This is a genomic window from Levilactobacillus hammesii DSM 16381 (assembly GCF_001434395.1).
In the GTDB taxonomy this organism is placed as follows: Bacteria; Bacillota; Bacilli; order Lactobacillales; family Lactobacillaceae; genus Levilactobacillus; species Levilactobacillus hammesii.
This window is the reverse complement of the sequence record NZ_AZFS01000060.1, coordinates 82,210-102,878: the sequence shown is the minus strand read 5'-3', so window position 1 is coordinate 102,878 and position 20,669 is coordinate 82,210. Positions and strand designations below refer to the sequence as shown.

Genomic DNA, 20,669 nt, shown 5'->3' with positions numbered 1-20,669 from the left:
ATTTCCCGTCAAACAATTAAGATTACCGGTTTACCTTCGTTCCAGTTAGCGATAAACTGGAAATTAACTTCATTAATTTTTCATGAGAGGAAGTCTGTCTATGAGTCCATCACTCACCTTTAGGACCGGCGTCCGCGATGTGTTACCGACCGTCTTTGGCTACATTGGCGTTGGATTAGCATTTGGTATCGTCGCGCACACCAGTCACCTGAGTTTACTGGTCGTGGCCGGTATGTCCTTCATCGTTTACGCTGGTTCCGCGCAGTTCATCATCACCAGTATGCTCTTATTACATGATCCCCTGTCCGGGATTTTTATTTCAACTTTTCTGGTCAACTCACGGATGATCCTGATGAGTACCAGCCTCGCGCAGTATTTTCGGCACGAATCGCTTTTTAAAAATCTACTGATTGGCACGCTGGTCACGGATGAAACCTTTGCCCTGGCCATGAATAAGCAAAACAAGACCAACGGTAAACTCAGCTTTGCCTGGCAATCCGCGGCAAACCTCGTCGCCTATTTGGTCTGGGGCGTTGCTACGATCGTCGGGGCCATCCTCGGTGGCATGATTGCAGACCCCACCCGGTTTGGCTTTGACTTTGCCTTGACCGCCATGTTTATCGGCCTGGTCTACCTACAGCTGATCAGTGACCGGCACCTGGGCCTGCCCTTGCAGTTAATGGTCATGATCTTTGTGGCCATTGTCTACTACTTCATGATTGGCCTCATGAGTCAAAACTTTGCCCTCCTCGTTGCCACGGTGGCGGGTTGCCTCTTTGGAATGGAGATGAAGAAATGTCGATGAGTCTAACTGAATTGTGGGCTATCTTAGGGTGTGGTGTGATCACCCTGGCCTCGCGGGTGTTACCCTTTGCCTTCGTCAAACAGGTCAACATGCCTGCCTGGCTGATTGACTTTCTCACCTTCGTGCCGATTACGATTATGACGGCGCTATGCTGTCAGAGTCTCTTTGTGGCCAATCCGGGGCATCTGGCGACACTGAACGTGGCCAATTGCTTAGCGGCCATCCCAGCTACCATTGCCGGCGTGCTCACCAAGAGTCTCCTCATGGTGGTGGTCGTGGGGATTATGGCGATGGCGGTCATCCGCTACTTCAGCATCGGCGGCTAACTGGCATCCACGGACCCACTAAAGTATTTTTACCGACCACCTGCGGCTGCCAGAGATTCCGGCTGCTGTGGGGACCACCTGCATCTCTAGCCTCCTCCGGTTACGTTAGCACTTGGCCCTGACGCCAGCATGAACGTTGTTTAAATGGTATTATTACTATTTTATTTTATATAACCATGAGTGAGGAAGATTTGAGCCCAGCCGCGAGATATCCGAAACAACCTATAACTGAAAATATCCTGTTATCTAAAAAAGCGTTACTGGCGCAAAGGTCGTCAGTAACGTTTTTTGGCATTTTATTTAAACTAAACGTCTTTGGGGAGAATCAGATTCAAGGCAATCCCTAACACGGCCGCAACGGCTAGACCTGAAAATTCATATTGGCCCAATTTGAGGTAGGCGTTCCCGATCCCAATGACCAGAATTGACGAGGCAATCATCAGGTTGCGCCGCTTGTTGAAGTCCACGTGCTTTTCGATCAGGATACGCATCCCGCTGGAGGCAATCACCCCAAACAGGAGAAAACTGATCCCACCGATAACCGGATTCGGGATACTTTCAATCAGGGCACTCAGCTTGCCCACAAAACTGAAGATGACGGCGAAGACGGCCGCACCAATCAGCACATAGACACTGTGAACCCGCGTGATGGCCAGCACTCCCACGTTTTCACCGTAAGAGGTGACGGGCGGGCCCCCTACCAGACTGGCAACGATTGAAGCCAACCCATCCCCGGCTAAGGTATGGTGCAACCCTGGGTCTTCGAAGAAGTTTCGGTGGGTCAGTTCATTGAGAACCGTAATGTGCCCGATGTGTTCGGTCATCGTGACGAATGCAATGGGCGCCAGACTGAGCACGGCACCCCAGTAAAAGTGAAGCGGGTAGCTGACCCCCGGAAACTCGAAGTTAGGCAGCTGAAACCACGCGGCTTCCATGACTGGCTTAAAATTGACCAGCCCCGCCAGTGCCCCCACTATGTAGCCAAATACAATCCCCATGAGAATGGGGATCAGCGCTAGAAAACCTTTCAAATACAGGTTAAATGCCACCGTCAACAACAGGGTCACCATCGCCACCAGGAAGAACTGCCAGTGATACGTCCCTTGGCTGTCCACCGTTGCCTTCTGTGCCGCACTCCCCGCCAGTGACAACCCGATGACCATGATCATCGGCCCCACCACAATGGGGGGCAAGACCTTGTTGATCCAATCCGAACCCACCAAGGCCACCACAACCGCCACAATCAGGTACACCAGCCCCACGGCCATGGTTCCTTGTGCAATCCCCGGGTAACCGGTCGTCTTCATCAGGGCTACCATGGGCACGATAAAGGAAAAACTCGATCCCATATAGGCCGGAATTTTACCGCGGGTAATCAAAATATACATCAGCGTGCCGACCCCTGAGCTAAAGAGGGCAATGCCGGGATTTAAACCGACGAGAATGGGAACCAAAACGGTAGAACCAAACATGGAAAATAAATGCTGCAATGATAAGCCAAACCACTGACCCCAACTTGGACGTTCCCAAATATCAATCAACGCATCAGGATTGCGATAACGCGAGGGTTCTTTCATACCACATGACCTCCAGTTCAGAATGTATAGAAAAAGGCGCGCCCGTCCCGTAAGGAAGCGTGCTCGCCCAGTTTACCCAGCTATCGCCGGAAGTCGAACCCTTCACCGCCTCACGGGACGATGTTAAAGGAACTAAATTTTATTAAGTATACGGTGCCCGCCCGACCCTTGTCAAGAAGAATCATTCTCACCGGGTTAGTCATTGCTGACATTGACAGGTCAGCCGATTATCGACATTCAGGTTATGATGGTGCCTAGTCGACCATCCGCCAGTTCCCCTCATCAGCCTTAGAAATGTCATTCAGAAACTTCAGTACCCGTTTAGCCCGACCGGGTTGCTGCTCATTCAGCAGGTTAAGTCCGGCTCCTGTTACCATGGGCTGGCTCAACCGGAAATCGCCATCAGCGGTCTCACCGGTGGCAAACGCCATGACCGTTTCCCCGGACTCGATCTGAGTGGTCAGGAAGAACATCGTAAAGTCATCGTCCGCCTGCATGTAGGCGGGCATTGCCCAGATATCGGGGGCAATCTCTTGCATCTCACCCGTCTCGGTGCCGTCTAAAAACTTGAATTCCTTGTGATTTTTTTGTGTCACCGGCTGCTTGAGTACCAGCATCATCTTGCCAAACTCAGCGTCGCCCAGTTTTAAATCGTCCTTCATCGGTAAAACTCCTTCTTAATTCGTTTAATCGCGGCCTATTGCCGGTCAACGGTTCCGCTTCCCTTAGCAATCGCAGGTTGCGAAACCGGTCTTCATTGCTTTTCTTAATGATCAGTAATCCACATTATACCAGTGTTTCTCTCAAAAATGAACGGCGTTTGCACGGGACACCAGAACTCAAAGAGACCGGAACATCTGCCCCGGTCTCTTCCACAAAGTTCAATTTAGTTTGCAACTTTGGCACGCTGGCCAATCTCTAGTTGCATGTGATAATAGTGATGGTCACCAATCATTTGTTTCCCCGATACCTCGTAGCCCATGCGTTCATAGAGCCGCATAGCTGCTGGGTTTTCCAGGTCAACGTTTAGACCGATGACGGCTTGATTATCCCGTCGTGCATAGTACGGTAAAGCCCGCAATAGCTGATGCCCAATCCCCTTTCCTTGGTGATCAGGCGACACAGCCAGTGAGTCCAGGTACCACTCACCCTTGGCCGTCTCCGACTGGGCCTCAAATGGGACATCAAACGCCGCACTCTTGGCAGTAATCTGCGCAAAGACATCGTCTACAGCATCTTCTCGTTCTCCGGGATAGCCGAATGCCACCCCCACGACTTGGCCATTGGCCTCGGCCACTACCGTGGTGGCCGCCCCAGACAAGTATGTCCGAGTGCGGTACGCCGCCGTAATGGCCTTTAGTAAGTCGGGTTCGGGAACGTCTTCCAGGTCTGTCAATTCCATCTCATCGTAGATCAAGTTCATCAACGGCGCTATCTGAGGAGCGTCCGCCGGTTGAGCCTCGCGAATTATCACAAAAAATCCTCCATTTCTAGTTCATTAACTAGACTAACGGAGGCGCTCATTTTTGTCAAAGGATTTGATGGCCAGCGGCTGGACTTTTAGCCCCAACCGCCCGCTTAACCCGATTGCGACTAAAAAAGGCGCGTTAAATAGCAACTGCCATTTAACACCCCTTAATCGCCTAATGTGCCCACTTGACGGCAGCACGCTTACCAAAAATCAAGCCAACGACAAACAAGGCGCTAGCTGTGATCCATGTTCTCATGGTGAGACTCCCTTCGTTTTGCCGCATCGGCCCCCGTATCATGGGCGCGTAACTCGGCTAGTTCTTGTCGAATTTCACCTAAAATTTCTAACTGAAATCGGGCGATCTCCATTGTATGCGGGACCTGATTCTGTGCTAAATGATCGACCTTGGCGTGGAGCAGGCGTAATTCATGCTCCGACTTTAGGTTCACGTGATAGTCGTTTTCGGCCATCATTCGGTCACGGTCGGCTGAACGGTTCTGACTCATCATAATGATCGGGGCCTGAATCGCAGCCACACAGCTTAACACTAAATTTAACAGAATGAAGGGGTAGTTGTCAAAGTTCACCCCAAATAGATGCAACCCGTTGACAATCATCCACCCAATCAAAACGAACATAAAGACGAAGATAAAGCCCCAGGATCCGCCAAAGCGGGCGACATCATCCGAGACCTTTTGACCAAACGTCAAACTTTCCTTCAAGGAGTCATTAACGTCAATGATGTCATAGTCGTCACTCTGCAAGGCCTTCGTCAGCTTCTGATTAATCTTCTTAGTCTGCTTCATATCGGCATTAATCAGCGCATCAACGTGTTCCAGCCGATACTTGAGCAAGTGATGCCCACAGATGTAGTCATCGACCTTACTCTGCGGATAATCCCGCTTAATGCGGTTCCGCAAGCCAACCTCTAATTCGGACAACTGCAGGCTGCCCTCAAGACTAACGGTCTCCCCATCAACCAAGCAATGAAGCCCCTTTTCATCTGCCATCTCTATTCACTCCTTAGCTGCGTCAACAACTGCTGCCAATCGGCCGGCACAGAACTTTCAAACACCCGCTCCTCTTGTGTAAAGGGATCGGTAAAGCGCAGGGTGTGCGCGTGCAACGCCTGTCGCGTCATCGCTCCGATCAGGGGACCGTCATACAACTGATCGCCCACCAGGGGATGCCCGAGATAAGCAAAGTGGGCGCGAATCTGATGGGTCCGTCCCGTATGCAGCTTAACGGCGACCACCGTTGCGTCTGCAAAGCGTTCCTGCACCCAGTATTCCGTCTGTGCTGGTTTACCTGCCGGTGAGACCATCTGATTATAGCCGGTCGGATCACTGGCGAGGGGTTCATCGATGATGCCGTGGTCCTGGGCCAATTGGCCACTCACAATGGCCAAGTAGCGCTTATCAAGGTGATGTTGGGCTTGCAGTTGACTGGCCAGGCTATTGGCGAGTCGATGACGGGCCACCCACACAATGCCACTGGTAAAACGATCCAACCGCGTCAAAATATGGGGCACTTGATTTTCAGCCTGAATATCCGCCCAGTGTCCCTTGATGCGGTTAACCAGCGTGTCGGTACGGTTAGCCGGCCCCGGCACCACGTTCAGGCCAGCCGGTTTATCCACCACCAACCAGTCCCGGTTTTCGAATAAAACCGTGATGGGAACGGTACTGGTCGCGACATCGGGATCAGCGGTTTCAGCGGGTAACGTCACGGCCACTTCATCCCCCACTTGGAGAGAAACTGCGGGCGTGACAACTGTCCCGTTAACGTAAATGGTGCCATTTTGCTTGAGGTCACTAAAAACACGATGGCTAACCCCCTGCTGGTTCAAGAACCGCTTGAGGCTAGTCACCGGTGCCTTTACTTGCCAAGTTAATTTCATGCCGGCAGGTCCCTTCTACTCATCAATCAGATCAACCATCCAATCCAAGTCGTCATTACGATCATTTAGCCATTCCGGATGATTGACCAAGTCTTCATTGACGCGGATAATGCGTCCTGCAAATGGAAAATGTAGGGTTAACTCTTCATTCGCCCCGCTCACGACTAAGAACGGTGTCCCCATATGGACGCGCCCCGTTGTGACCTGCCAAGAAACCTTCTGGACGGGCCCCAACAACTCACGGCCGTCATCGGCAAAACCGATTCGGACAACCCCTTGTTCCTTGGGCGTTAGCCATAATGCACTGGCACTCACTTCAAGTTTATCAATCATTCTCGTCACCCCTCATGTGTATGGTCATTCCGGCTGCAACTTAAATTTCACTTTAACGTGTACGCTATTTCTGAGAAGAAAATCTTTCAATCACGATATATTTTAACATAGCCGTAGAATTGACGGGAGTTATTTTACCCTTTTCCCCGATAAGTCGGTATAATAGAAACCATCAAAGGGGGAGAAAATCATGATGATGTCACACAACACCTTAACAGGGGCGCTCATCCTGTTAACGGGGATTGCATTACTTGTTTTTATTATCTTTAAGTTATTTCCACGAACAAACCAAAAGGCGGATCAGGATACCAAAGCCCTACTCCTGATCTTCACCCTTCTCGGTGTGGGATTACTCGGCATGGGGAGCTGGGTCTGCTTCATCTGATCACATACAACGACCTAATTTAAAACGATGTCAATCTGCGATAAAATTCGCAGACTGGCATCGTTTTTTACTTTTTATCTAAAGATTGAAAAATCAAGAATACGCCATATTCCCGCGCTAGTCAGGCTGAATGCCATTAAACTAGACGACAGTATGCCACCTGCGGCTGCCAGAAATTCCGGCTGCTATGGGGACCGTCTACGGCCTGAGAAGCGGTCCTTCGACTCGGTTTGAAGCCCGGAAAATCATCGGTCTCCAAACACGTCCCACGCTGTAAGCCGATACTCGGCTAACACCGTTGTCATAGCTGCCTACATCTCTGGCCTCCTCCGGTTACTCTAGTTGTCGGCCAAATGATTGACGAGATCAACCGCTGATATAGCCGTAAGTGAGCTAGATTTGATCTCAGCCGTTGGATTGTCCAAGCATTCCGCTTTGACAATGACACTCTTGAGACAATGTCATTTCATTCCAAGTAAGGCCTATAACTTTGGCCATCCTCCCAACGTCATTTCGGCTCAAATTTGGCGAACGGTAAGGCGGCAGACAATATTGCCACTATTTCGGTAGCTGACACCAATCATATCATGGCCAACGGCTATTCTGTGACTGACAATCTTTATCTTCTATTCCGTATAGTCGCTTGAAGCTTCTAAAGCCTTGTTAGCCTTAGCATGGGTCCCTTGTTGTTCGATTTCTTCCAGCGTACGACCCTTGGTTTCTGGCACGCAGAAGCGCACGAAGGCAACACCCAGCAAGCAGATCAGACCAAAGATGGCGAAAACCGCTTCCTGAGACATGGCTGCCGTCATCACGGGGAACAAGAGCCCCACAGCGAATGACCCAATCCAGTTAAATGAAGAAGCCAATCCGGAGGCACGACCGCGGACAGCTAATGGGAAGATTTCACCCACCAATACCCAAGTTAAGGGTGCCCAGGTAAAGGAGTAGAAAGCCACATAGATGGACAGGAAGACCACGATTAGCATCGGGTTACTGTTTAAGTGCGTGACGTTCAGAAATGCTGGTAACAGGAAGGATAACCCCATGACGGCACCACCCAAGATCAATAGCGTCCGTCGGTTAAATTTATCGGCAATCCATAAGAAGACCAATGACCCCACTACCAGGATAATCCCCTGGATGATTGGCCACATCAGGGCGTTACTTGCGGCACTCCCCGTCGCCTGTTGCACGATCAGTGGAATGTAGTAGAAAATCGCGTTGGCACCTTGGAATTGCTGGAATGCGGCGATCCCGACCCCGGCGATGACCAGGTAACGGTATTTCCCGGAGAATAAGGTGGCCCAAGATGTATTCTTTGCCGCAGCACTTTCCGTCTTAGCCGTGCTTTGAATCGTCGTCATTTCGGTCTCAATCTCATCCGCTGGTCGAATATAACTGAGCACCGTCCGAGCGGCCTCTAACTGGCCACTCTTGATCAGGAAGCGTGGTGATTCGGGCAACCGGAGAACTCCCGCAAAGAGAATGATGGCTGGAATTGCAGCGGAACCTAACATCAGGCGCCAAGCAAAGGCTTCTGGCAACCCTTTCAAAAGAAAGTCAACGACATACGAGATGAGCATCCCCGAGACAATCATGGTCTGGTTAATCCCCGTTAAACGCCCCCGTAAGCGTGCTGGTGACATTTCGGACATGTAGGCTGGCACGAGTGCCGAAGCAGCCCCTACGGCCAACCCAAGAAAGATCCGCACACCAATCAGGTAATACTCACCTAGATTGGGCACCATGGCAGACATCAGGGACCCCAGCGCAAAGATTAACGCCGAAATCAGGATCATCTTCCGCCGACCCAACTTGTCTGAAAGTTGACCAGAGATAGCGCCACCAAAGATGGCCCCAAACATCACGGCTGAGGTGATCCAACCGATCAATGTGGCGTTGGACAAACTCCAATCTGTTTCCAGAAAAGGTAGTGCCCCTGTCATGACCCCAATATCATACCCAAATAAGATGCCTCCGAAGGAACCAAAGAAATAAATGTAACCGCTTGAAATTTTCTTGTTGCCTTTCACTTTAAAAAAACCTCCCAATGTCTCTGCGTGTTCTCTCTGCCAAAACGATCATCGGCCTAATTGGTCCGATAAATCTCAATTATCGTTTCAACGTCAGGAAAATCGGTGTTTACCAAGGCTCAGGTAAAACGTTTTCACAAACGCGATATAAGTATTCTAAAACAATTATACGGATAAATCAATAAGCGTTTTCATTATGCGGATAATTTTTCAAAGCGCTTTCTTCGCTAATCCCCGGTATGAAAGCAACCGCTTGCTCTAAAACTTTTTTCGAAAATTGCCTCTTTATTAACAAAAAAATGGTTCACCGGAAGCCCCCACCCTCAAGGATGGAAGCGTTCTGATGAACCACTTCATAGGTAATTGTCGAAATTGGCTATCCTTTAGCCCATTAACCTGCTATAGTCGGTTAACCCAAGTGCTTAACCACCTGAGCTGGATTCCCGGCAACCACCACGTTATCGCCAAATGATTTTGTGACCACACTACCGGCACCAACAATGACATTATTCCCTAACGTCACACCTGGACAAATAATGGCACCGCCGCCAACCCAGACATCGTCGCCTAAGGTCACGGGTTTACCAATTCCCATGGCGCCATTTCGCCGCAGTTTGGGATCGGCCGGATGGTTCACGGAGTAGATCTGCACCTTGGGGCCCAGCAAACAGTGCTTGCCGATCCGAATGGGGGCAACGTCCAGCATCACACAATCGTAATTGGCAAAGAAGTCCTCGCCCACATAGATATTGTAGCCATAATCACACTTGAAGCTGGCGTGAACACTGACGTCCTTACCAGTGGCCCCAAATAGCTTCTTCACGAGCTTTTGGCTCTCTTCGGGGTGACTTTCCCCTAAGGCGTTAATCGCCTCAACCTGCTCACGAGCGGCCCCTCGTTCAGCGACCAGTTCATCGTTGTAGACATCGAACAATTCACCGGTGATCATTTTCTCTTTTTCTGATTTTCCCACGTTCTCTTCCTCCTTAAACCATCCGTCGTCCGTGCAACAAATGACCGCTTTGCTTTCGACCAGCCGTTAATTCTCTCAGTGCGCAAACAATGACCCGTAAGTCATTGCTGAGATCATCACGCCACCGCTTAAAAGGTCAGACGACATCTGCTGAACGTTGACAACTTTGGCAAATAACATTCTAAATAAAAATGGCCGGAGCTGCTCTCGGCAACCCCAACCATTTTTCAGTCATTAATGACTATTTGATGAATGCCTTGTTCATGTTAACCATAGTCGCAAAGTCTTCCATTTGTTCTTCAGTCAGAGCAAATGAGAGCATGGTGTGGTGACCACCACCGGCCTGCATCCAAGCTAAGGCACCCTTTTCAAGACCAACCTTTGGTGTCCAGAGTTGCTTAGCAACTGGCAAGTTAGGCGTTTCAGCTTCTGGCTTGTGAGCAGCTACGGCGTAACTGATCATCTTGAAGCCATCACGGAAGTCAGAAACCGTAACGTCAATAGCGTCACCTTCTGAACCAGTGAAGACCAGACGTGCAGGGTCAGCCTTACCACCGATATCCAATGGGTGAACTTCAACACGAGGCTTGTCGGAAGCGATCGTTGGGTCAACTTCCAGCATGTGAGAACCAAGAATAGCTTCGTGGCCCTTACGTAAGTCAAGCGTGTAGTCTTCCATGAAGGCCGTCTTCTTACCGTGGGACATGATCTTCATGACACGGCCAAGAGCAGCGGTCTTCCAGTCACCTTCGGCACCGAAGCCATAACCGTCACGGATTAACAATTGTGCGGCTAAACCAGGTAATTGTTCCATACCCCAGAGGTCTTCGAAGTTCGTGGTGAAGGCAGTGTAACCACCCTTTTCCAAGAAACTCTTGATCCCGATGTATTGCTTCAATTGGGTACGTACGGAGTTCTTGTACTTGTCAGCATCGTTGTCACCTTGAACCATGGTGTACTTGCTTTCCAAGTCAGCGTATTCCTTGTCGATGTCAGCATCCTTAACCTTGTTGATTTCTTCAACTAAGTCACCGATACCGTAGTAGTCAACAGTCCAGCCCATTTGGATTTGTGCTTGTACTTTGTCACCTTCAGTAACGGCAACGTTACGCATGGTGTCTCCGAAACGAGCAACCTTAACCTTGAAGCTTTCGTTGTAAGCAACTGCAACGTCTTCCCAAGCAGCAATCTTGTCTTGAACTGCTTCGTCGCCCCAGTAGCCGTAAACGATCTTGTTGTTCTTCTTCAAACGTGCATTGATGTAAGCATATTCACGGTCACCATGCGCACTTTGGTTCAAGTTCATGTAATCAAAGTCAATGTCAGCGTATGGGATGTTGTTCAAGTATTGAGTAGCCAAGTGGAGTAATGGCTTTTGCAACAATTCAGTCCCACGGATCCAGTTCTTGGCTGGAGAGAACGTGTGCATCCAGGTAATAACCCCGGCAACTTTATCGTTGTAGTTAACTTCCTTCATGAAGTTAGTGATGCTTTCGGCAGTCGTCATAACATCCTTGAAGACAACCTTGTATGGTAACTTGCCGCTTGCGTTTAACTTGTCGGCAATGTCTTGGGCATCCTTGGCAACAGACTTTAATTGTTCTTCACCATAGAGATGTTGACTACCGGTAACAAACCAAAATTCATAATCAGGAACTGATAACATAATTTAAGCACTCCTTCTATATAATTGATTGTTATTCATGAAGCAATTGATACCAAATTATTCACGCGCCGCATGGCTCTGCGACTTGGCATTGTTTTGCCCATAATAAGCGTTCTTACCGTGCTTACGGTAATAGTGCTTATCCAACAGATATTGTGGCAATTCCAGGTTTTTATGGGTTAATTGCATGGAGTGATAATCTTCTTCAGCAACCACTTCCAAAACTTTGGAGTTGTACACGGCCTTGGCTGGAGTAGGACCCCAAGCGAATGGACCATGTTGGCTAACCAAAGCGGCTGGAATAGCTTCGTAATCCAAACCACGTTCCTTGAAGGTCTTGACAATGGTTTTACCCGTATTGCCTTCGTAGTCTTCTTCGATCTCTTCCTTGGTCAAAGCGTCGGCCGCTGGAACATCACCGTAGAACGTGTCGGCGTGCGTCGTGTTCATAGCTGGAACGTCTAAGTTGGCGCCAGCAAATGAAACGGCCCATGGAGAGTGCGTGTGCACAATCCCACCAATGTTTGGAAATGCGTTGTAAAGTACCGTATGCGTTGGGGTGTCGCTAGAAGGGTTCATTTCCCCTTCAACCACTTCACCCTTCAAGTTTACGACGACCAAGTCGCTAGGCTTTAACTTGTCGTAGTCAACCCCGGAAGGCTTGATGACGAACAGACCCTTTTCCCGGTCGATCCCGGAAACGTTACCCCAAGTAAAGGTAACCAGGCCAAGTTTTGGCAGTTGCATGTTGGCTTCATAAACCTCTTGCTTTAATTCCTCTAACATTCAATTAACTTCCTCTCTTAGTCGCTAATTGCATCGCCAGCGGCAGCTTCCACCGGCAAGCCAGCTTGATACTTTTCGATGAACTTCTGGTATCCAGCAACCCCTTCAGGTTCTGGACTCAAAGTCATGGATTCTGGGTTCGTGAAGACTTCTTGATCCAAGAAGTCTTCCAATGATTCATCGGTATCGCGCTTAGCGTAAACCGCTAAGACCGCCATCCCCCATGGACCACCTTCGCCGGCAGTACTCATAACCGTGATTGGCACGTTCAACGCATTAGCCAAGACTTGTTGGCCAATAACTGGTGTCCGGAACAAACCACCTTGGGCGATCATGACATCGGTATGAACATGTTCTTGATTGATCAAGATGTCCATCCCAATCTTCAATGGTGCAAAGGCAGCGTATAACTGCGTCTGCATGAAGTTAGGTAAGCTAAACTTGCTGTTTGGTGTCCGAACGAATAATGGACGGCCAGCCTTAATCTTGGTGATGTTTTCACCAGATTGATAACTGTAGTTCACCAAACCACCGGCATCTGGATCAGCCTTAGCTGCTTCCAAGAAGAGCGTTTCGTATAAGCGATCAGGCTTAAGTTCTACCCCGAGTCGTTGCGCAAATTCGTTGAAGACGCTAGCCCAAGCATTAATATCTGAAGAACAGTTGTTAATGTGGACCATGGCTACAGGTGAGCCATCTGGCGTCATCACGATATCGATATCGCGGTAAACCTTAGTCAAAGGCTTGTCCAAGACGTTCATGGAGAAGGATGAAGTCCCAACGGAGATATTCCCAGTCCGCTTCCGCACACTGTTCGTACCAACCATCCCGGTACCAGCATCCCCTTCAGGTGGTGCCATGACACTGCCAGCTTCCAAGTTACCATTAGCATCCAGGAGTTTAGCCCCATCAGCGGTCAAGTGACCGGCAACCTTACCAGCTGGTAAGATATCAGGCAAGATGTCTTCGATGTCCCAAGGGTATTGCTTAACGTTGTCGAGGTTACTGAACTTCTTCAGCATCTCTTTATCGTAAGAACCCGTCTTGTCATCGATTGGGAAGACACCGGAAGCATCCCCAACACCCAAGACCTTTTCGCCAGATAATTTCCAAGTTACATAACCAGCCAGTGAGGTGATGAAGTTCACGTTACGAACGTGGTCTTCACCATTCAGAATAGCTTGGTACAAATGAGCAATACTCCAACGTTGTGGAATGTTGAAATTGAATAACTTGGTCAATTCATCAGCAGATTGTTCCGTGATGTTGTTCCGCCAAGTCCGGAATGGTACCAACAATTCGCCACTCTTATCAAAGGCCAAGTAACCATGCATCATGGCACTAACCCCAACGGCACTGATCTTAGTCAAAGCACTGTGATACTTGCTTTGAACATCAGCAGCCATTTGCGTGTAGCTTTGTTGAATCCCAGTCCAAACTTCGTCGATAGGATATGTCCAGACACCGTCTTCAAAGCGGTTCTCCCAAACATAACTGCCTGAGGCGATAGTATTGAAGTCATCAGTGACCAATACCGCTTTAATCCGGGTTGAACCTAACTCGATCCCTAAGGAAACCTCACCGGCTTCGATAGCGCGAGTCGTTTCAACTAAGTTCATTTAACTTACCTCCCAATAATTTTAAATCGAGAATTACTAGTTGTTAGCTGTTTCCTTGTTCTTACCATGGTTCGTACCTTGTGCTTCGATTTCTTCAAGAGTGTGACCACGCGTTTCTGGAACACAGAAGCGGATGAACAGAACACCCAAGACACAGATAACACCGAAGACAGCGAACACAGCTTCTTGTGACATTGCAGCCGTCATGATTGGGAAGATTAAACCAACAGCCCATGAACCGATCCAGTTGAATGATGATGCTAAACCAGATGCACGGCCCCGGATAGCCAGTGGGAAGATTTCACCAACCAGAACCCAGGTAAGTGGTGCCCAAGTGAATGAGTAGAATGCAACGTAGATAGATAAGAAGACAACGATCATCATTGGACTTGCGTTAGGAACTAACTTGTTAATGATAGCTGGTAACAGGAAGGACAAAGCCATCACTGAACCACCCATGGTTAACAACGTCCGACGATTGAATTTTTCAGCAATCCAGATGTAGAGTAATGAACCAAGAACTAACAGAACACCTTGGATGATTGGCCACATCAGAGCGGAACTTGCGGCGTTCCCAGTAGCCTTTTCAACGATCAATGGAATGTAGTAGAAGATCGCGTTGGCACCTTGGAATTGCTGGAAGGCAGCGACCCCAACACCGGCAATCACTAAGTAACGGTACTTGCCGTTAAATAACGTGGCCCATGAGGTCTTTTCCAAGTTGTTTTCTTCAGTTTGAGCAGTTTCTTGAATGGACTTAACTTCTGGTTCAACTTCGTCAGGCTTACGAACGTATGAGAGAACCGTCCGTGCTTCGTCCAAACGACCAGACTTGATTAAGAAACGAGGTGATTCTGGCAATTTCAGAACACCAGCGAAGAGGATGAAGGCTGGTACAGAAGCCAGACCTAACATTAAACGCCATGACAAGTTGCCAGGTAAATCCTTCAAAACGAAGTCGACAATGTAAGAAATCAACATCCCAGAAACAATCATGGTCTGGTTAATCCCAGACAAGCTACCACGCAAACGCGCTGGCGCCATTTCTGACATGTAGGCTGGGACTAAGGCTGAGGCAGCACCAACGGCTAACCCCAAGAAGATCCGCATCCCGATTAAGTAGTAAGTCCCACCGTTAGGAGAGAATCCACAAAGGATTGATCCAATGGCGAAGATTAAGGATGACATCAGGATCATCCGCCGACGACCTAATTTATCGGCCAATTGACCGGCAATTGCGGCACCGAAGATGGCACCAAACATAACTGACGACGTAACCCAACCGATTAATGAGGCGTTAGTCAATGCCCAGTCGGTTTTCAAGAATGGCAAGGCACCGGTCATAACACCGATATCGTAACCGAAGAGAATTCCACCAAATGATCCAAAGAAGAATATGAATCCACTTGAGACTTTCTTTTTCGCTTTCGCTTCCAAATTTCGTTCCTCCTAAGTTTAAAGGGGTAAAGATAAAAAACAAATAATGGCTTTTCCCGCTTAACTATTGATAGAAATGAAGCGTTCTCACTTTTCTCATCACCCTTTTTCGACTGGCCGGCCAATCGGAAATCATGGTAATTATTGTGAAGCGTTTTCATTTCTGAACAAACTTAGTGTATTATATTTATACGCATAAATCAACACTTATTTTTTATATGCGTATTAATATTTACTGAAATCGCTGTCACAGCGCGGTTTGAATCAATTTTAATTATTTGAAAGCGTTTACGGATGTTGTCAGGTTAAGCGTTTTACGTTTTGCGAATTCATCCCAATAACTCTGAATCCTTGTCAACTGACCAGCTCAGCCAGTCAAAGGATTATCTCCTAATGACCAATTTCAATAATCATCCGATAATTATCAGGTGCAACCTTTAACCGGTCTGGCGCCTTTTGTTGCCCGTGTCTGACCGCAGCACACGTTCGTATGCTAACCTGGCCAACTATTGGGACACCAAAAAAGCGTGCCTACTTGCAGCACGCTTGCGTTTTATCTAATGAATTGCTAACAACTGCTGATCAATTGACAGGTTGGTTCGAAATTCATCCTAACCCATCTACGACGACTTTGGTGCCCCCGTCGATTGGCGAATGACCAATTCTGGCTCATAGGTAATGGATTGGACTGGCTGCTTATTCAGCAGCTGGAACATCATCCGTCCCGCGTCCTCTCCCATGATCTCCTTCTCATGATTGAGGGTCGTTAATCCCGGACTCATGTACTGCGACATTTGATAGTTATCAAAGCCGACAATCGAAATATCTTGGGGGACCCGGAACCCCTGCTCCTTGACGAATGCCATCACGGGAATTGCGAGCTGATCGTTATAGCACGCAATCGCCGTGGGCCGCTCGTTATCCTTCAGATATGAGGCGATCCGGCTCGTAATCCGCGAGAAGTCATCCCCCGATTGATACATAATCAGGTTACTCTTATACGAAATATCGGGATGTTCCTGATAGGCCTGAACGAAGCCATTCATCCGGTGGACCCCCTGAATATCATCCACTTGGAAGATCCCCAGAATGCTTTCATGCCCCATCTGTAGCAGGTGGTCAATCAGCTTCTTTTCAGCGCCAACATCATCCGTGGTGACGTAAGGAAATTCCAGTTGCGGATACGCCGCATTAATGAAAAGAACGGGGATCTGATCGTCCTTAATCTCCTGATAAAGGTCCATGTTGGGGTTCGGCAAGGCACTCTGCGTCGGCTCAATGATCAACCCCGCCACCTTGCTATTCAACATGTTAATCAGGTTCTTGCGTTCCTTATCGTGGTTGTTGTGGGTATTCCCCAGCAAAAGCGAATAACCGCCATCAGAAATAATCTTGTCCATGCCATAGATAATCTGGGGGAAAATGTAATCCGCAATGTGGGTCGTAATGACCCCAATCATCTTGCTGTCATTTTCTGTCGCCCAGTCCTTGTGCCAGTCCTGAACAAACATGCCCCCACCCTGAATTCGGTAGATAAAATGTTCAGTCTCTAAGTCCCCCACCGCACGTCGAATGGTATAACGTGAAACCTTAAACTGTTCCATCAGTTCTGTCTCGGTTGGTAATTTTTCGTCAATTGGATACTTTCCCGAAAGAATCGCTTCTTTTAAGGAGTCCTTGACGCGTTGGTATTTATTTTCCATGTTTACTCTCCCATAGTTTGTAACCAACCTGCACCGCAGTACTCCCGTTGGTAACGTTTTTGCAAGTCTGCGCAAACCCTACCGCACCCAAATCAGCGGCTACAAATTTATTCGTAATTTATCTGGTTAACACTAGCATATCAAACTTTAGGCTAATTGCCAATTTAGGGCTAGTTTTATTCGGATAAATCTATTTTTCTTCCGGAATCACGTTGCCTTCGGCGTCCAAATGCTTAATCACCCGAGCGGGATTCCCCGCAATCACGACGTTGTTTCCAAATGATTTGGTGACCACAGATCCCCCACCGACAATCACGTTATTTCCAATCGTGACGCCCGGTACAATGGTGACATTGCCACCAATCCAACAATTATCCCCGATAGCGACTGGGGCGCCATTGCCCAGCCAAGAGGTGCGGTCGGCAATGTTGAAGGGATGGCCGGCCGTATAGATCTGCACGCGGGGTGCCAATAGCACGTTATTCCCAATCGTAATCTCGCAAGTATCCAATAGAATACAGTCAAAGTTGGCGAAGAAGTTATCGCCAACGTGAATGTTGTACCCGTAATCACAGACAAATCGTGGGCGAATCTCAACGTTCTTCCCCACCGACCCAAATAATTGCTTAACTACCGCCGTAACTCGATCCTTCTCGCGGAAGGGAATGTTGTCCAATGATTCATAGAGATCCCGCGCCGCAAAACGGTCATGGACCAGCTTTTCATCGTTCACATCATAGAGTTCTTGGTCCATCATCTTTTGAAATTCAGTCTTTGCCATTTTAATGTCAGTCCTTCATCCTAATTTATGAGGATAATGGTAGCACACGATGTAAGCGATTACAACACATTTATTCGTAAATTCACTAGATTTATTTATTCGTACGGATAAATAAAACAGTAAAAAAAGCGACTACCGCCTTAACCAGATAGTCGCTAAATTTATTTGATTTCAACTTAGAGGTACTGCCCCGTCACCGAACGGGCCGCCTGGCGCACGCCAGCAACGGGTCCTGCATACAAGACTTCCCCGCCGTTCGCCCCACCATCCGGACCAATATCGATTAACCAATCGGCACGACGTATAACATCTAGGTTATGTTCGATCACAATCACCGTATTTCCCTTGCCCACTAAATCGTTGATAATTTTGATGATTATCGTAATGTCGGAAGGATGCAAACCGGTGGTGGGTTCATCCAAAATGTAGAGGTTCCCCTGCTGGTTGAGCTCCTTGGCAATTTTCAATCGCTGACTCTCACCACCAGAAAGGGTGCTCAGGGGTTGTCCCAAGGCCAGGTACTCTAAGCCCACGGCCAGCATGTTTTTCAGTTTCGCCGCCACCTTAGTCTGAGCAAAGAACGTGGTCGCTTCCTCCACCGTCATCGCCATAATCTCTTCAATATTACGATCCTTAAACTGATAGGTCAGAACTTGTGGATCGAATCGGCCCCCGTGACAGAGTGGACACGTGACCGTCGCATTTTCCATAAAGGACAGGTTCAATTCAATCACACCTTTACCCCCACACTTCGGGCAAGCTCCTTTAGAATTAGCGCTAAATAGGCTCTCACTGACCCCATTCTCGGCAGCCAGTAATTTCCGGATATCGTTCAACGCTCCCATATAGGTGGCTGGATTCGAGCGACTGTTGGCATGTAAGGCCTGCTGGTCGATGCGAATGGCCTCCGGATGTTCCTGCGCAAAGACCTGCTCAACCAACGTACTCTTACCAGAGCCAGCAACCCCCGTCACCACGGTGAACAGTCCCTGCGGAATCTCCAGAACGGCATCCTTGAGATTGTGCCGGTGACTCGGCTGACTCGTTATAAACGACGTCGGCTGTCGCGGATCTTCCTTAATTGGCAAATGCCGGTTGAGGTACTGCGCTGTTAGGGTTTGCGAACGTAGTAACGCCGGATACGTCCCCGTGAACATGATCTGTCCGCCGTGGATACCAGCATGCGGCCCCACATCCACGACGTAGTCCGCCACCTTGATCACATCGGGGTCGTGTTCAACCACTAACACCGTATTTCCCTTGCTGCGTAACTTGATGAGCAACTCATTCAGCCGGTGAACATCGCGTGGATGTAAGCCCGTGCTGGGTTCATCTAGAATATAGAGCAGATTGGTCAGGCTGTTGGCCAAGTATTTAACTGTCTTAACCCGCTGCGATTCCCCACCAGACAACGTGGTGGTCTCACGCGTCAGACTCAAGTAATCGAGGCCGACATCGACCAACCCACTGACCCGTTCCTGAATGCTACTAATCAGATTGGCCATGCGGGGGTCATCGAACTGCGCCAGCACGCCCTGCAAATCCGTCAGCTGCAATGCGGTCAAATCATAGATGTTATAGCCCTTAATTTTAGCCGCCAAGACTTGCGGATTAAACCGTTGGCCATGACAGACTGGACAAGGGCTCATCGTCGCAAATTTTTCGATCTTCTTACGAGCACCATCACTAATGCCCTTACCAACCTTCAAGTTTTGGCGGTAGAAAAGCCGCTCTAGCCCTTCAAACTTTACATTAAACACCGACTCCTTGTAGTTAACCCGGACCGCCATCTCCCCATTCAGGAGCTGGTTCAACTGTTCCGCCGAAAACTCGGCTACTGGTTGGTCCAAGTCAAACCACCCCGTCGCCTTTAACGTCTGATACAGAAACGTTTGCGTACCGTATCCGGGCAGCAGAATGGCCCCCGCGTTCAGGGACTTACGCGGATCAAGAATGGCCTCGCGTTTAACGACGTAGGTCTTGCCAATCCCCTCGCAGGTCAGACACATCCCAGCCGGATCGTTAAAGGAAAAGGCATTGCTGGCATCGCCGTAATGCGGCTCACCGAATCGTGAAAATAGGATGCGCAACAACGGGCTGATATCACTCACGGTTCCCAACGTTGATCGCGCATTGCCGCCCAATGGTTTCTGATCGATGACAATGGCCGTCGACAAGTTCCGTACCTCATCAACATCTGGTCGCCGGTAATCGGGCAGAAAATTCCGCGTAAAACTATCATATGTACTGTTCAACTGCCGACCGGCTTCCTGGGCAATCGTGTCAAAGACTATCGACGACTTACCTGAGCCCGAAACACCGGTAAACACGGTCAGTTGATTCTTAGGAATCTTGAGACTAATATTCTGTAGGTTATTCTCACGGTCATTCACAATCTCAATGAAATTTGGATCAGACATGGCAGAACCTCCTCTGCTAGGCGTCAGCAACACAGCGCCTTTAAGGTTACCATACCCGCCAATCGCCACAAAGAAAGATGACTTGTGAATCACCACGCAAAAAAAGCGGCGTGATTAGCGCCACTCTGGTATTCCACTTACTTTACGTATTAGCCAAATGTGCTCATCCGCCGCCTTACCGTTCGCCAAATTTGGGCTGGAACGCGGTGGGCAGGTCGGCCCGAGTCACAGAACAGTCTCGGACCTTGCTTTGAACCGCTAACCCACGTTTCAAAGTCACCATTTTCCAAGTAGACCACTTGGAAAATCCCACTGCTGAGCCCAAATTTAGCTCACTCACGGCTACACTGAAGCTCTGCCACCAGTATTGTTTTAATACCACCCGTTTATGACTGAATTTCGACAATGTTGCCATGGAGATTCGATCATAACCGGAGGGGGCCAGAGATGC

At 48.8% G+C, this 20,669-nt stretch carries 19 protein-coding genes; 3 read left to right on the top strand and 16 right to left on the bottom strand.

Translation table 11 applies throughout. The annotated features are described in order from the left end of the window. The first annotated feature begins 100 nt into the window (after positions 1 to 100). Both FD28_RS08165 and FD28_RS08160 read left to right on the top strand, forming a co-directional pair. On the top strand, positions 101 to 805 hold the full coding sequence (locus tag FD28_RS08165) for an AzlC family ABC transporter permease (RefSeq protein ID WP_057734441.1): 705 nt from the start codon (positions 101 to 103) through the stop codon (positions 803 to 805). Beyond that, positions 796 to 1,131, top strand: coding sequence for an AzlD domain-containing protein (locus tag FD28_RS08160; RefSeq protein ID WP_057734439.1), 336 nt, complete (start codon positions 796 to 798; stop codon positions 1,129 to 1,131). The genes FD28_RS08165 and FD28_RS08160 overlap by 10 nt, the downstream gene beginning before the upstream one ends. A gap of 305 nt (positions 1,132 to 1,436) precedes the next feature. Here FD28_RS08160 and FD28_RS08155 read toward each other — a convergent pair whose 3' ends face one another. From FD28_RS08155 to FD28_RS08130, 6 genes are all read right to left on the bottom strand, one after another. Next, positions 1,437 to 2,708: a uracil-xanthine permease family protein gene (locus FD28_RS08155; protein ID WP_057734436.1), complete on the bottom strand. Its 1,272-nt coding sequence runs from the start codon at positions 2,706 to 2,708 to the stop codon at positions 1,437 to 1,439. Positions 2,709 to 2,962: 254 nt separating this feature from the next. Continuing rightward, positions 2,963 to 3,370 (bottom strand): hypothetical protein, encoded by a 408-nt coding sequence (locus FD28_RS08150; RefSeq protein ID WP_057734435.1) that lies wholly within the window; start codon positions 3,368 to 3,370, stop codon positions 2,963 to 2,965. Positions 3,371 to 3,594: 224 nt separating this feature from the next. Next, a complete protein-coding gene (locus FD28_RS08145) occupies positions 3,595 to 4,182 on the bottom strand; it encodes a GNAT family N-acetyltransferase (RefSeq protein WP_083478152.1) in 588 nt (195 codons plus the stop codon). Between the two features lie 230 nt (positions 4,183 to 4,412). After that, the gene (locus FD28_RS08140; protein ID WP_057734433.1) at positions 4,413 to 5,189 is read right to left on the bottom strand and encodes a DUF1003 domain-containing protein; all 777 of its coding nucleotides are present in this window, start codon (positions 5,187 to 5,189) and stop codon (positions 4,413 to 4,415) included. A 2-nt stretch (positions 5,190 to 5,191) separates the two neighbouring features. Then, positions 5,192 to 6,079: an RluA family pseudouridine synthase gene (locus FD28_RS08135; protein WP_057734431.1), complete on the bottom strand. Its 888-nt coding sequence runs from the start codon at positions 6,077 to 6,079 to the stop codon at positions 5,192 to 5,194. Between the two features lie 15 nt (positions 6,080 to 6,094). Beyond that, positions 6,095 to 6,412, bottom strand: coding sequence for a biotin/lipoyl attachment domain-containing protein (locus FD28_RS08130; protein WP_057734429.1), 318 nt, complete (start codon positions 6,410 to 6,412; stop codon positions 6,095 to 6,097). Between the two features lie 190 nt (positions 6,413 to 6,602). On the opposite strand from FD28_RS08130, the gene FD28_RS08125 reads away from it, so the two are divergent. Further along, a complete protein-coding gene (locus FD28_RS08125) occupies positions 6,603 to 6,797 on the top strand; it encodes a hypothetical protein (RefSeq protein ID WP_235806874.1) in 195 nt (64 codons plus the stop codon). A gap of 626 nt (positions 6,798 to 7,423) precedes the next feature. On the opposite strand, the gene FD28_RS08120 is transcribed toward FD28_RS08125, so the two are convergent. The 10 genes from FD28_RS08120 to FD28_RS13455 form a co-directional block, all read right to left on the bottom strand. Beyond that, complete coding sequence (locus FD28_RS08120) at positions 7,424 to 8,833, bottom strand: sugar porter family MFS transporter (RefSeq protein WP_057734427.1); 1,410 nt, start codon at positions 8,831 to 8,833, stop codon at positions 7,424 to 7,426. Positions 8,834 to 9,242: 409 nt separating this feature from the next. Further along, a complete protein-coding gene (locus FD28_RS08115; RefSeq protein ID WP_083478151.1) occupies positions 9,243 to 9,806 on the bottom strand; it encodes a sugar O-acetyltransferase in 564 nt (187 codons plus the stop codon). Between the two features lie 241 nt (positions 9,807 to 10,047). Continuing rightward, entirely contained in the window at positions 10,048 to 11,472 is a 1,425-nt protein-coding gene (gene araA / locus FD28_RS08110) for an L-arabinose isomerase (RefSeq protein ID WP_057734425.1), read from the bottom strand. 57 nt (positions 11,473 to 11,529) lie between these two features. Next, a complete protein-coding gene (locus FD28_RS08105; RefSeq protein WP_057734423.1) occupies positions 11,530 to 12,258 on the bottom strand; it encodes an L-ribulose-5-phosphate 4-epimerase in 729 nt (242 codons plus the stop codon). A 17-nt stretch (positions 12,259 to 12,275) separates the two neighbouring features. Beyond that, entirely contained in the window at positions 12,276 to 13,877 is a 1,602-nt protein-coding gene (locus tag FD28_RS08100; RefSeq protein ID WP_057734420.1) for a xylulokinase, read from the bottom strand. A gap of 36 nt (positions 13,878 to 13,913) precedes the next feature. Next, entirely contained in the window at positions 13,914 to 15,314 is a 1,401-nt protein-coding gene (locus tag FD28_RS08095; RefSeq protein ID WP_057734419.1) for a sugar porter family MFS transporter, read from the bottom strand. 620 nt (positions 15,315 to 15,934) lie between these two features. Continuing rightward, a complete protein-coding gene (locus FD28_RS08090; protein WP_057734417.1) occupies positions 15,935 to 17,017 on the bottom strand; it encodes a GntR family transcriptional regulator in 1,083 nt (360 codons plus the stop codon). Between the two features lie 190 nt (positions 17,018 to 17,207). Next, positions 17,208 to 17,798, bottom strand: coding sequence for a sugar O-acetyltransferase (locus tag FD28_RS08085; RefSeq protein ID WP_057734415.1), 591 nt, complete (start codon positions 17,796 to 17,798; stop codon positions 17,208 to 17,210). Positions 17,799 to 17,974: 176 nt separating this feature from the next. Beyond that, positions 17,975 to 20,218 (bottom strand): ATP-binding cassette domain-containing protein, encoded by a 2,244-nt coding sequence (locus FD28_RS08080; RefSeq protein WP_057734413.1) that lies wholly within the window; start codon positions 20,216 to 20,218, stop codon positions 17,975 to 17,977. 175 nt (positions 20,219 to 20,393) lie between these two features. Further along, positions 20,394 to 20,669: hypothetical protein (locus FD28_RS13455; protein WP_235806873.1), on the bottom strand; the 276-nt coding region annotated here is incomplete at its 5' end.

Coding starts and splice junctions, on each gene's coding strand:
- FD28_RS08165 (WP_057734441.1), top strand. CDS start 101: ATGAGTCCATCACTCACCTTTAGGACCGGCGTCCGCGATGTGTTACCG.
- FD28_RS08160 (WP_057734439.1), top strand. CDS start 796: ATGTCGATGAGTCTAACTGAATTGTGGGCTATCTTAGGGTGTGGTGTG.
- FD28_RS08155 (WP_057734436.1), bottom strand. CDS start 2,708: ATGAAAGAACCCTCGCGTTATCGCAATCCTGATGCGTTGATTGATATT.
- FD28_RS08150 (WP_057734435.1), bottom strand. CDS start 3,370: ATGAAGGACGATTTAAAACTGGGCGACGCTGAGTTTGGCAAGATGATG.
- FD28_RS08140 (WP_057734433.1), bottom strand. CDS start 5,189: ATGGCAGATGAAAAGGGGCTTCATTGCTTGGTTGATGGGGAGACCGTT.
- FD28_RS08135 (WP_057734431.1), bottom strand. CDS start 6,079: ATGAAATTAACTTGGCAAGTAAAGGCACCGGTGACTAGCCTCAAGCGG.
- FD28_RS08130 (WP_057734429.1), bottom strand. CDS start 6,412: ATGATTGATAAACTTGAAGTGAGTGCCAGTGCATTATGGCTAACGCCC.
- FD28_RS08125 (WP_235806874.1), top strand. CDS start 6,603: ATGATGATGTCACACAACACCTTAACAGGGGCGCTCATCCTGTTAACG.
- araA (WP_057734425.1), bottom strand. CDS start 11,472: ATGTTATCAGTTCCTGATTATGAATTTTGGTTTGTTACCGGTAGTCAA.
- FD28_RS08105 (WP_057734423.1), bottom strand. CDS start 12,258: ATGTTAGAGGAATTAAAGCAAGAGGTTTATGAAGCCAACATGCAACTG.
- FD28_RS08100 (WP_057734420.1), bottom strand. CDS start 13,877: ATGAACTTAGTTGAAACGACTCGCGCTATCGAAGCCGGTGAGGTTTCC.
- FD28_RS08090 (WP_057734417.1), bottom strand. CDS start 17,017: ATGGAAAATAAATACCAACGCGTCAAGGACTCCTTAAAAGAAGCGATT.
- FD28_RS08085 (WP_057734415.1), bottom strand. CDS start 17,798: ATGGCAAAGACTGAATTTCAAAAGATGATGGACCAAGAACTCTATGAT.
- FD28_RS08080 (WP_057734413.1), bottom strand. CDS start 20,218: ATGTCTGATCCAAATTTCATTGAGATTGTGAATGACCGTGAGAATAAC.